Genomic DNA, 11,728 nt, shown 5'->3' on the forward strand with positions numbered 1-11,728 from the left:
GGGAATTGCTACGCATATACGATGGGCGGCCTTTTTGCGTTTGGGCGCGGCACTGCAGTTTCCCTAAAAGCGAAAGAGGCTGGCATGAGAAGTCCGAAAGCAGTTCTGGTTCTTTTCCTTAGCGCGATTATGTTCCTGGCCCCGATTACTCTACATGCCCAGTTTGAGAACGGAGCTGTTGTAGGCGTTGTCAAGGACACCAGTGGAGCCGTTGTTCAGAACGCAACAGTGACAATTACGAACGTCGATACAGGTGTAGAACAGGTACGCCAAACCGATGAGACGGGGTCGTACTCCCTTCCGTCGCTACGTTCCGGAACTTATCGGGTCGCCATTAGAAAAGAAGGCTTTGCAGGTGCTACCGAAGAGAATGTTGTTATCTCCGTTGGAACAACGCGGCGTGTCGACATCAATCTCAGTGTTGAAGGGAACCAGCAGGCAGTCCAGGTCACCGCCAACGACTTGCAATTACAGACTGATACCGGTCAGCACAGCCAAATCATCTCGCAACAACAGCTCGAGGCTCTTCCACTGGCGACTCTGGAGTATTCGGACCTGGTGGGTCTGGTCGCTGGTGTAACCGCCACGCCAAATGGCATCAGTACTACCGGTGGTACAGGACTGGTACGCGTCGGCTCGTTCAGCGTGAATGGACAGCGGAGTATGCTCAATAACTTCCTGCTCGACGGAATGGACAATAACGCACACAGCACCTCGAACCAAGGATTTTCGAACGAGATCATCTCACCGAACCCAGACGCACTTTCTCAATTTCAAGTTCTGACCAATAATCCCAGTGCCGAATATGGCCGTGCATCGGGCGCGACCATCAGTGTGGCTTACAAGAGTGGTTCGAATAACTTCCATTTTGAACTGTTTGAGTATCTGCGCAATACGGTGTTCAATGCTCCCGGATATTTTCTAACTTCGACGGGTCAGAAGCCGGCCTTCCAGCGCAACCAGTTTGGCGGCAATATTGGTGGGCCCCTATGGAAAAACAAGGCATTCTTCTTTGGGGACTACGAGATGATGCGCCAGATGTACTCTAAAGTCGCCTTTAGCAATGTCTTCAGGGCGAGTGATCGTGCATTGATCATGGACCCTACAGCGGCAGACTCCGTGATGGTCACGAACCCCTACACCGGCGTCAAATATCAAGCGAACAAGCCATTGCCGGAAAGCATCGTTTCTCCCATTATGCTGTCTCTTCTAAGAAAGGAGCCTTTGCCCAATGTCGCCGGAGTAAGCCCGAACGTCGCTACGAACAACTATTCACAGCTTCAGCGGTCTCCTTATAACAGCGAGCGTTATGACCTTAGGCTGGATTATCAATGGAACGAGCGGACATCATCGTTCGTACGATTAAGCCAATCGAAGGAGCTTGCGACCGACGGTCGGGTTTTGCCAGAGCCGTATGACGGCGGCGGTAATGGCCAACAGAAGATCATGAACCAGCAGGTGGCACTCGGTCTGACAAGACAGGTTGGAGCTAACCAATTACTGGAAGCTCGATTGGGCGTTTCATTCACAAAGGGATCGAAGGCCACACTAGCGATTGGTGATCCGAACACCTACGGTATTAAAGGGCTTCCATCCGATCCCCGCGTTGTTGGTGGAATTCCGTCCATGACAATCAGTGGGTATACCACGCTTGGTCGTCAAACGACGAACCCTCAATGGCAGTATCCGTTCCTGTTCAACCCCAAACTGAGCTATTCTCTGCAACACAATAAGCATTTCATCAAAGCGGGTTATGAATATCAGCAGTTGCGTGAGAGCGTTCAGGATGCTTATCCGTTGTACGGTCAGTTCACTTTCGCGGGCAAATTCAGCGGATATCTCACTTCTGACTTCCTTTTCGGCGCACCGAGCCAGCTCAACCTTACATCCTTCTTCGTCGCGCATGTAAGGCAGGTAAGCCATTTTGCATTCATCCAGGACGACTGGCATCTGACAGATCGACTGACGCTGAACTTAGGTATGCGATATGAATATGGCTCGCCCTACTGGGACAAGGACAATCAGTTGAGCAACTTCGACCCGATTACTTCTCCTGTCACAGGCCAGTTGTTGCGTGCGAAATCGGGCAACACCTATGATCGTTCCCTCGTGGAACCAGACCGCAACGACTTTGCTCCACGCTTTGGTTTCGCATACAGGGCGAATGGATCTACTGTTCTCCGTGGCGGCTTCGGCGTGAGCTACATTCACTACAACCGGGATGGCGAACTGAGCCTCCTTGCGATCAACGCGCCGCAGGCGCTCTTTGCCGTGATCAGTCAGGTTCCGAAGTTCGCTGCAGCTGGGACCGGTACTCCGAGTGCGAGCTTCTCGACCGTAGATGATGGTTTTCCGGCCGGAATGACATCACCAGTCAACTACAGTCCAGCGACGAGCAGGATCAAGTATGTGCCAAAGGACTATCGATCTCCGTATGTGGAGAGCTATTCACTATCGATTCAAAAGGAAATCGCGAAAAATCGCATTTTGGAAATCGGATATGTTGGCAATCACAGCCTAAAGTTACAAGAGGTCGGTAACTACAACCAAAGAAATCCGGCTTTAGGACGAGCGAACAAGAATACTCCTTACACTCGCCCGATCCCGAACTTCGGTGACCTTCCAGACTCGTTCAATGGGCCTGGTGGAAACTACAACAGCCTTCAAGCGACATATGAGCAGCGCTACGTATGGGGCCTCACTCTGCTTGACTCGTTCACCTGGTCGCGCTCCTTTGATTTCTCCGCAGCGAATGCAGAGCAGGCCTATGGTAACGGTGGTGGACCACAGGATATCTTCAACCTTAGGGGTGACTATGGCCCGTCGGAGTATGACCACCCCCTCGTCAATGTGGTCAGCGCAATTTATGAGCTCCCGGTGGGGAGGGGAAAGTATTTTCTGGGTCACGTTGGTTCGGTTGTAAACTCAGCAATTGGCGGTTGGAAGCTTAGCGTCATCGATAATGCCCGCTCTGGCAATACTTGGACGCCGAACTACAGCCCCACTGCCATCAATGCCGTTTCGAATATCACAGATACCAATAGCAACGGTAACAACAACTATCGTCCATGGCTCATACCGGGACATACCAAGTTGCAACGAGCGCATTCCAGCAATCGGCTATTGCAGGTATACAATTCATCGGCATCTGTCGTAGGCAATGACCCTTCGAAGGCGGACCTTACGTCTACGAATCCCTATCCTTCGAATGACACACCATTCGGAAATCTTAGTCGCAATCCGCTCAGAGCAGATCCATTCAATCAGGTCGACATGGGTCTTAATAAGACGTTTGCGCTACCCATCGAACAAGCGCAGTTACAGTTTCGTGCACAGGCGTATAACGTCCTGAACAAAACGAATCTGCTTCCGCCTGGCACCACTTGCTGCAGCACGTCTTTCGGTGTGGTGACCTCGTCGTATATGCCTCGCATCCTGCAGTTCGCAGTGAAGCTCACGTACTAAGAAGAAGATAATGAATCGCACAATCGTGGTATTAAATTTACTAATCATGGGGCTCGGCACCAGTGTGCCGAGTCCCGCGCAAACGGCAACCCAGGAAAATCCTTCGCTAGTTCTCATGCGCGAGGCATGGAAGCGTGCTTCTGCGCATGGAGCCACTCAAAAGCCAGTCATCTCTCCCAATTTTCCGGATGTCTTTGGTGGTCTGGTACCAATAGAAGAACTGCACAGGGAGGGTTTTCGGGTTCTTCCCGGTACCACTAGTGACGAAAGAGAATTGCGAGCTTTGATCAAGGCCGGGGCGGATGGGATGATTACGGATCGACCAGATGTTTTGAAGAGGATTGTGGCCGAAGAGCTTTCCAGTGCGAGCGATGCAGAGACGAAAGCAAGCCTCAAACGGTTCGACATACAGGGGCACCGTGGTGCTCGAGGCCTGCGTCCCGAGAACACACTCCCGGCATATGAGCAGGCACTTGATCTCGGTATAACGACGATCGAAATGGACACAGGAGTTACATCAGACAAAGTATCGAGTGTGTGGCACGATCAATTCCTCAATCCGCGATCTTGCCGCCGTGTGGATGGCTCGCAGTATGGCAAGGAAAATCAGGTCTACTTTTATGATGTTCGAATGGCGGATCTCCAAAAGGACTTCATCTGCGACAAAACGTATTTCAGTCCTGAGCAGAAGAACGATCGATCTCTTTCGCCTGTTGCGGTGGCTTTTTCTAAACAGGAAGGCATGCCCGATCCTTATTCACCTGTAAGTTTGGATCAGGTCTTCCGCTTTGTCCGATTTTATCGTGAATACTATCGTTCAGGACGGGGAAGCAGACATCCCGAAGCCAACTCCAGAGTCTCTTCGGCGCAAAGAATTCGCTTTAATATAGAAACCAAATTGATTCCTGATTTTCTCTCGAAGGACTCCAGCCATCCCACATCCGTTTATAGAACGGCGAACCATACCGCGGCACCCTTAGATTTTGTGGAAGCTATTTTAAGAACAATTCGGAACAACAAAATGGAGAAACGTTGCGAAATTGAAAGCTTCGATTTTCGCACGCTACGCCTCATTGAAGAGGTGGCTCCAGAAATTCCGACTTACTATTTGACAGGAAATCGGCAGCTATTTCCGCAGCCCACTGCTGTATCCGACAGACCCAGAAAGTGAACCTGCCATCAAAATTGCCAACTCATTTCGGCATCTACTGATAGGCGTAAAGGTGAGATTCGCCCCAGGAAGAGCCGAACGAATTCGACTGGGGAAATTAAAGAGGCTTCACTCGCTTTCGGGGGCAAAGAAGGCCGATGCAGTGGATCAAAACTCCCTCAATCATGTGACCTGGTATTCAGCCACAGACTGGAAGTGTTCGTATCCTGGGGAGGACCAATGAGTGCATTGGCGATTTCGCGTCAATTGAGCTTTCCATTGGCCAAATTTCCGTATTGCCGACTACTCGGAAATTTGAACCATATTGAATCGAAAAAGGCTAACTCTGCTTCCACGTTCAGTCGCCGAGCGTTCTCCCTGTCAATGAGTGATAAGCGATGTATCATCACTCACTGGATACTTGGCCTTAATCGAGTCAGCTTTGACTCTTCCCAACCGCGTCGATCATCGCTGGAGGACGCATGTCACCAATCCGCGAGAGAAGGCCTTCGGGAGTCAACCCGCTGAGTTTTTGAAAGTCTTTGATCATGTGCATCTGATCGTGGTATCCGAACTCATTCGCGAGACTAGCCCAGCGCGTATCCTGGCGATGGATTCTCGTGTCAAGCGCAGACTGGAATCGCGCTACTCGCGAATACAGCTTGGGGCTCAAACCAATTTCACTCAGGAAATTGCGTTCGAACTGCCGCCGTCCCAGGGACAAATGACCGGCAACGCCACTCAATCGCACAGCGCCCTTCGCTCTGAACATATAAAGCGCCGCATTCATGATTGAGATATTTCGTTCAGCGTTCAGTGCCTTCCCGAGCAGATATGCTTCTGCAACTTTGACCCGCCCGGCGAAAGTAGAGGTCTCGGCCATCCTGTTCCACAGTTGATCAGCTTCACTTCCCAGCACGGCATGCCCGTCGAATGTCTTGATTCACAAGAGAACTTAGAGGCAATCGAAAGAGCTGCAAAAAAGCCAGGGGCTGGAAGAATATCGCGAAGGACTCCGCCCCGCCGGAGAGATGCATATTGATTGGGCGATAAGCACTGGACCCAACTACGCTAAGTCGATGAATCGTGAATCGGCTGGCGTCTCCCAATTCTGCAACAGGGCGGACCCCGAATTCAAAGTTCAATATTTGATCCAGACATGTCGGCACGGGCTCCACAAGTTCAGCACTGTTTTTCTCTAGCCTTCGCTGCGCAAACGCACGAACGTAGGGCTTCAGTTCAAGGCGAGGAGAAGCTGAATAGTTTTCATGCACGGTGAGTTGCCCTCAAACCCCTAAACTCTTGCGCAACGAAAGATGGCCTTTGCTGGAGAATCGCGTTTCTCCGAACTCCAAACGCAAAGCAGACTCTTGTTAAGAGTGAACGGGCCGAAAATCCTGAGAGTGGATAAGACTCTCATATTTTCACGGAATGTCGCGTTTCTACTATACCGTCGCGGATGCTTTAGGTATTTTCGACGCGATGAAAGCCCCGAAGATTTGACTTGACCGCCACTACGACGCTCGCCGTCGTAGCGTGCTCAGACCGACAACTTCGATCCGGACTGTCCATAGAGTTTCCTACGAGTTTGCCGCAGAACTGTCGCAGTCTATCCGCTATTCCTGGCCCGATTCGTTGCCATTCCTATTGATTCTTCGCATTGATCTTCGGACGAGCTCGAGCGCTCGTCCCACCGCACCCATCGCATCGGGCCCCTGAGTGATCGCGTGCTCCATGCATCTTCAGCGCAGGTCGCAGGATCGGAGTTTCTTATGAATATTCGTTCTGTCTCTCAGTTGAGCGCAATCGGCTTTGCAGCCACCATGGTTCTATTCACCTCCAAACACGTCGTCCCCAAAGTGCAGGCGCATGAGGCGAGTGAAGGCTGCTCAGTAGCTAGCCTGAGCGGAGCTTATGGGGAGGTGCTCAGAGGAGAAGTTCTGGGTGTCGGACCTATCGTAGCTGTCGGGGTGTCAACGTTCGACGGTAAAGGTAACTTTGTCGCGGATCAGACGATCAATAGCAACGGCAATGTCTTTCAAGCGCCTCTAACCGGAACCTATAAGGTGAATCGCGATTGCACCGGCATCGCGGATGCCGTTGGGTCTGGTCTCCACTCGTTCGTAATTATTGCCGGCGGAAACGAAATGGACCTGATGGATAACAACTCTGCCGAGGTGCTCACAATTCACTTCACCAAGGTAGCGTCAGGAAAGAACGATCACCATGAAGACTGAGTGCCGGCCATTTCTGATGCGTCTTGGGAGCCGGAAAGAGAGAGGATGTGCAACGGGAACTCAAGAAAAGTTCTTGTCAACTGTGGCTTGTGCTTTAGCACTGACCTTCTGCGCAGCTGCAACAGCGCAGGCAGACATAATCAATGTAACGTACTCCCTCAGCGGCTCTGGCGGCGGAGAAAGGTGCGCAAAAATTAAAATCGTTGGTAAATCTATTATCTACCTACCGATGACGGCGACGATTCTGACGGCGGCACTTGCCGTGCCGGCAGCGGCACAGGCGCCCAAGTACACGGTCACTGACCTCGGCGTATTGGGCAATGGGAATAATAGCTCTGGTTTTGATATGAACGGTGTGGGCTGGGTAGGCGGGTCTTCGAACCTGACCCCCGGTGGCCCCCAACATGCCTTTCTTTGGTATGGCTTCGGCCCATTGAAGGACCTTGGCACATTGGGTGGGCCAGCCTGTCCGAATTGCAATAGTGCAGCGGATGGGCCTAACTGGTTCGGGGAGGTGCCGGTTCTCTCCGAGATCCCCAAGACAGATCCAAACGGCGAAGATTTTGGCGGCTTCGGAACTCACCTTCAGATTCGAGGGGCCATCTGGAAGTTTGGCAAGCTGAACGCGCTTCCCAACTTACCTGGTGGGCATAACGCCGTTCCCATCGGCATCAATAATCTGGGACAGTCCATCGGCTGGGCCGAGAGTGGCGTTCACGACCCTACATGCGCAACTCTGACACCCTTTCAGGTCATGCGTTTCCAGGCGGTGAGGTGGGACTCAACTGGCCAGATCCACGAGCTCACCCCGCTCAAGAGCAAGGGCGACACCGTTTCATTCGCATTCGGGATCAATGATCGCGGCCAGGCTGTCGGCACATCGGGCACATGCTCCAACGTGGGTCTGCCGCCCGCGTTCGTGAATGGACAGCACGCCGTGCTCTGGGAGAGAGATGGCACGCCCAGGTACCTCGGCATGCTAGGGGACGCGAACAATAATATTGCCAGCAGCATCAATGAACTTGGGGAAGTCGCAGGTACGTCTGTATTTACAGATGGTACCGCCCATGCCTTTTTCTGGACCAAGGCAACAGGCATGAAGGACATCGGGACCCTCCCCGGAGCCTTCGCGACCATAGCTCCCTGCTGCAACACCATCAACAATCGGAACCAGATCGTGGGCTTTTCCTTTGGCGAGAACGGCTCGACCGCCTTCCTATGGCAAGACAACGTGATCAGGGACCTCAACACACTCGCGGTCGATTCGCCGTTGCAACTGCTGACCGCCCAGTCAATTAACGACGCTGGACAGATCACGGGCCAGGGTTGCGTGATGCCGGCGTGTACCGAATTGCACGCTTTTCGTGCGACGCCAAAGTAGTGATAGAGAGGATGTGTAACGTGAACTCAAGAAAATTCTTACCAACTGTGGCTTAAGCTTTAGCACTGACCGGCGAGGCGAAATTGTTCGGCCGGAGTCTAATGCGCCTAAAGGTAGGTCCAGCATCAGTTCTAAGGCTTGGGTCGAGGAACGCTCTGTGGCTCGCTCCCGCTGGTAGTTCTCTTGTTTAGATCTTCATCATGTTTTCGCTGATGGCGATCTCGCCCGCTTGGTAAAGGTTGACGGGTTAAGGAACGGAGCTGCTTCACCAAGGCTCGTTCCCAGAGCCTATGGCGTGCATCAATCTTTTTTCAGTAATTTATGGGAGGTCTTTCGTCGATGTGCAGAGATCGGGAGGAACTTCAGTCTTATGGGTAAAAACCCGTCGGAACTTCAGGCTTATGGGGTCGTTTACTTCAGCGTTTTGGGGTACGCATGTGCCGTAAGTTGTTGAAGAGTAGAGCAATCAACTTCAGATTTATGAGTAAACCCACACCTGGATCGATTTATTTTCAGGGCGCTAGCTGGTTCCTTAGGGAAGCCGCCGCGATCTCGGCCAGTCAGCATTAGTGATGGGGATTGCAGATGTCCATCTTCCTGAGCGAAAATGGCTGCGTTGTTCACGAGCACATCCAAGCGCCGGAACTCCTCGCCGATCTGCTTCGCAAGCACCACAGCACTTTCGGAGGCACGATTCAGATCCACCGCAACGAAGCGGACATCCAAGCCTTCTCCAAGCAGCTTGTTGGCAGCCTCTTCTCCTCGCGAAACATCTCGCGCTCCCAGCAACACCGTAAGCCCGCGCGTCCCAACTGGCGGGCTACCTCGAAGCCGATGCCTTTGTTCGCTCCCGTGATCAAAACTATCTTTGCCATGAAATCCCTCCTGAGGCGTTGATTCGGATACGCTGCTTCGTGAAGGTGTACATCGTCCACCGCCATCCTGTACAGCGTACACGTTGGTTCGATCCAGGTCAAGATGTACAGTGTTGTTGATGGCGTATCCGGCGAAGACTGATCGAGACAGCATCCTGGCCACGGCCCTGGAGCAGGTCGAAAGCGAAGGTGTCGAAAACCTAGCTATCCGATCCGTGGCAGCGAAGCTCGGGCTGGCACCGAACGCACTTTATCGGTACTTCGAGAGCCTCGCAGCTCTAAAGGCAGCGCTGGCAGAGGAGGCTCGTCTGCAGATGCTCGAGATCATGCAGAAGGCTGCCGGCCGAAAGGGTCCCTCCGAGACCATCCGCGCCATCTCTGAGGCGTACCTACGCTTCGCTCAGCAACGGCCTCGCGTCTTTGCTCTCTACCTGAAGACATCTGGGCCTGATTCGCACACTCCGCAGTGCGCACGGAACACCGAGTTTTTCCTGGAGCAAGTGACGCGGGTCTACGGCGAAGAGCAGGCGTGGAAGGCCTCTCATGCGCTTTGGGCATTTCTTCACGGTCTAGCTGTATTGCTTGATGCTGGTGTTCTCCCTCCAGAGGAGGCATTCACCAGTCTCAAGTTCGGCCTTCAGATCTGGATCGATGGTGCCTTGAGTTCGTCGAAGCATCGGTGACGACAAACGCGCTAGGCTTCAACGATTCTCCGATTTCGGCGGTAGCCCACCTCAATGAGCACATAATCGCCAACTCACTCAAAGACCGGCTTAGTACGTGCGATACTTCCGTGTGCGCCAGGTCGCATCGTATTGATTGGAAACGTCGGGCATCGCGGTGGCATTTACATGAAGACCTCTCAAAGTGGATTGATCCGGCTGATCGCGGTATTTAAACTGCTAAAGGCGACTCTCCTGATCGTGGTCGGCGTCGGCATGCTCAAGCTGATCCACAATGACGTGGCGACGGTGCTGAACCATTGGGTCGCAATGCTCGGCCTGGATCCAGGCAATCGATACGTCGATCATGCACTTCGGAAGGCCGCACACATCTCTCCCAACAGAATCAAGGACCTTGGATTGGGTAGCTTTGTCTACGCAGCCCTGTTCCTGACCGAGGGCATTGGTCTCTGGCTGTTGAAACGTTGGGCTGAGTGGTTCACTGTCGTGATCACGGGTTCACTTATCCCGCTTGAGGTTTGGGAGGTACACCACCATCCAACGACCGTCAAAATCCTTGTGCTCATGATCAATATTGCGGTAGTCGGATACCTTCTCTATCGAATTCGCAAGGAAAGCTCCGACATGCACAAGAGAGGCTAGTTGCAGGCAGCGACACGGAGCGCCATCGGGTTCGCCCCACTGCTGTTTATCGGAAATTGCCGCGCCTTTTCAATGAGTGCTAAATCGCCAAGGCACTCACCGACCCTAGCGCGGACTAAGCGATCTCGACTGCGAGGTTATCGGCGGGCGACCGGCAACACAGAAGTAAGCCCATAGAAGGAAATAGCGAGAGCTCTTCTTGGCTGTGGATGACTTTCGCTTTCGTTTGCCTATATTGCCGGTATGGGCGGTGAGCGAGCAGCAACGGCGAGAATGCGGCTAGAGGGCAGGATTTGCTGCAACTGCAAACGGTCGATTCGGCCACCATACCCCGGAAGAGAACGGCATTGCGCTGTCTGCAAGCCCATAATGCATCGAGTCCATACGGGCATCGGAAGGGCAATCAGCACGTGATGGGCGTGGGGGCAACCACTCCTCTGATCATTACTCTGGAATAAGCTGCTGAAGTGGGAGGTTTCATGAGATTGGTCATTCAAGTGGATTGGGGAAATGGGCTCGGAGTGATTCTGCCGGGTGATCTGACGACGGCTGACGCAGCGATCGTCCCGGCAGTCGGAGATATTCTTCTTAAAGATCAAGTAACGCCGCATGTTGTGGAAAGCAAAATGTTTCACTTTTCGGATGAAGCAGTCGTTGTCACTCTGATAGTTGAACCGCAAATGGCATAGCCCATGTGCGGTCGCTACTTTCGCAAATCTGACAAACAGAAGATCGCCGAGTTCTTCCATGTGAAGCACGTTGGCGACTTCCCCCTGCCTCCCTGGGACTACAACGTCGCCCCTCAAACGATGCAGCCTATAATTCGGGCCAATCGGGATACTGGCGATCGTGAGCTCGTATCGCTTCGCTGGGGCTTGGTCCCGTTCAGCACCAAGGCCCTTGCCGATCTGAAAGGGAAGTCCACCATCAATGCTCGGGCCGAGACCATTACCCGCGGCGGTGGGCTCAGCCATTCAAGAAACGCCGCTGCCTCGTGCCTGCATCCGGCTTCTATGAGTGGACCCACAAGGATCCAAAGAACAAACGTCCCTTTGCATTCGACCTGAGCAACGGGAAGATGATGGGCTTCGCCGGACTATGGGACGCCTGGAAAAATCCCGTCGACTGAAGCTGGCTTCAGACCTTCACGATCATCACCACTGATGCAAATCAGTTGATGACGCCGGTGCATAACCGCATGCCGGTCATCCTGCACGAGAGCGAGTACACTCGATGGCTGGATCGCGGGGAGACCCACCAGCCGCCCATCGATCTCCTGCGCCCCTTCCCCGCCG

Annotated in this window: 10 protein-coding genes and 1 pseudogene; 8 read left to right on the top strand and 3 right to left on the bottom strand. The window is 53.1% G+C overall.

The features are described 5' to 3' along the window. Positions 1-84: 84 nt before the first annotated feature. Positions 85-3,465, top strand: coding sequence for a TonB-dependent receptor (locus JAO29_RS18990; protein ID WP_334269844.1), 3,381 nt, complete (start codon positions 85-87; stop codon positions 3,463-3,465). A gap of 10 nt (positions 3,466-3,475) precedes the next feature. Then, positions 3,476-4,636 (top strand): glycerophosphodiester phosphodiesterase family protein, encoded by a 1,161-nt coding sequence (locus JAO29_RS18995; RefSeq protein ID WP_334269845.1) that lies wholly within the window; start codon positions 3,476-3,478, stop codon positions 4,634-4,636. Positions 4,637-5,051: 415 nt separating this feature from the next. Here JAO29_RS18995 and JAO29_RS23630 read toward each other — a convergent pair whose 3' ends face one another. Together JAO29_RS23630 and JAO29_RS23635 are read right to left on the bottom strand one after the other, a co-directional pair. Then, on the bottom strand, positions 5,052-5,498 hold the full coding sequence (locus tag JAO29_RS23630; protein WP_442886436.1) for a helix-turn-helix domain-containing protein: 447 nt from the start codon (positions 5,496-5,498) through the stop codon (positions 5,052-5,054). Positions 5,499-5,520: 22 nt separating this feature from the next. Next, positions 5,521-5,889 (bottom strand): DUF6597 domain-containing transcriptional factor, encoded by a 369-nt coding sequence (locus tag JAO29_RS23635; protein WP_442886437.1) that lies wholly within the window; start codon positions 5,887-5,889, stop codon positions 5,521-5,523. A 498-nt stretch (positions 5,890-6,387) separates the two neighbouring features. On the opposite strand from JAO29_RS23635, the gene JAO29_RS19005 reads away from it, so the two are divergent. Both JAO29_RS19005 and JAO29_RS19010 read left to right on the top strand, forming a co-directional pair. Next, complete coding sequence (locus JAO29_RS19005) at positions 6,388-6,852, top strand: hypothetical protein (RefSeq protein WP_334269847.1); 465 nt, start codon at positions 6,388-6,390, stop codon at positions 6,850-6,852. 229 nt (positions 6,853-7,081) lie between these two features. Beyond that, positions 7,082-8,233 (top strand): hypothetical protein, encoded by a 1,152-nt coding sequence (locus JAO29_RS19010; RefSeq protein ID WP_334269848.1) that lies wholly within the window; start codon positions 7,082-7,084, stop codon positions 8,231-8,233. A gap of 411 nt (positions 8,234-8,644) precedes the next feature. On the opposite strand, the gene JAO29_RS19015 is transcribed toward JAO29_RS19010, so the two are convergent. Next, positions 8,645-9,262 carry an SDR family NAD(P)-dependent oxidoreductase gene (locus tag JAO29_RS19015; RefSeq protein ID WP_334269849.1) on the bottom strand — a complete coding sequence of 206 codons (618 nt, stop codon included), beginning with the start codon at positions 9,260-9,262 and terminating at the stop codon, positions 8,645-8,647. Between JAO29_RS19015 and JAO29_RS19020 the strand changes: the two genes are divergently transcribed. The 4 genes and pseudogenes from JAO29_RS19020 to JAO29_RS19035 all read left to right on the top strand — a co-directional run. Further along, on the top strand, positions 9,228-9,791 hold the full coding sequence (locus JAO29_RS19020) for a TetR/AcrR family transcriptional regulator (protein WP_334269850.1): 564 nt from the start codon (positions 9,228-9,230) through the stop codon (positions 9,789-9,791). The two genes, JAO29_RS19015 and JAO29_RS19020, sit on opposite strands and share 35 nt — an antisense overlap. A 168-nt stretch (positions 9,792-9,959) precedes the next feature. Continuing rightward, positions 9,960-10,433 (top strand): DUF2127 domain-containing protein, encoded by a 474-nt coding sequence (locus JAO29_RS19025; protein WP_334269851.1) that lies wholly within the window; start codon positions 9,960-9,962, stop codon positions 10,431-10,433. 479 nt (positions 10,434-10,912) lie between these two features. Further along, a complete protein-coding gene (locus tag JAO29_RS19030) occupies positions 10,913-11,122 on the top strand; it encodes a hypothetical protein (protein ID WP_334269852.1) in 210 nt (69 codons plus the stop codon). A 3-nt stretch (positions 11,123-11,125) separates the two neighbouring features. Continuing rightward, positions 11,126-11,728 (top strand): annotated as a pseudogene (locus JAO29_RS19035) (SOS response-associated peptidase); the annotation flags it as partial.

Source organism: Edaphobacter sp. HDX4 (assembly GCF_036877565.1).
Taxonomy (GTDB): Bacteria; Acidobacteriota; Terriglobia; order Terriglobales; family Acidobacteriaceae; genus Edaphobacter.

Bases quoted from the DNA above. Each gene is read 5' to 3' on its own strand.
- JAO29_RS19020 (WP_334269850.1), top strand. From the start codon at position 9,228: ATGGCGTATCCGGCGAAGACTGATCGAGACAGCATCCTGGCCACGGCC.
- JAO29_RS19005 (WP_334269847.1), top strand. From the start codon at position 6,388: ATGAATATTCGTTCTGTCTCTCAGTTGAGCGCAATCGGCTTTGCAGCC.
- JAO29_RS19025 (WP_334269851.1), top strand. From the start codon at position 9,960: ATGAAGACCTCTCAAAGTGGATTGATCCGGCTGATCGCGGTATTTAAA.
- JAO29_RS18990 (WP_334269844.1), top strand. From the start codon at position 85: ATGAGAAGTCCGAAAGCAGTTCTGGTTCTTTTCCTTAGCGCGATTATG.
- JAO29_RS19030 (WP_334269852.1), top strand. From the start codon at position 10,913: ATGAGATTGGTCATTCAAGTGGATTGGGGAAATGGGCTCGGAGTGATT.
- JAO29_RS23630 (WP_442886436.1), bottom strand. From the start codon at position 5,498: ATGGCCGAGACCTCTACTTTCGCCGGGCGGGTCAAAGTTGCAGAAGCA.
- JAO29_RS19010 (WP_334269848.1), top strand. From the start codon at position 7,082: ATGACGGCGACGATTCTGACGGCGGCACTTGCCGTGCCGGCAGCGGCA.
- JAO29_RS19015 (WP_334269849.1), bottom strand. From the start codon at position 9,262: ATGCTGTCTCGATCAGTCTTCGCCGGATACGCCATCAACAACACTGTA.
- JAO29_RS18995 (WP_334269845.1), top strand. From the start codon at position 3,476: ATGAATCGCACAATCGTGGTATTAAATTTACTAATCATGGGGCTCGGC.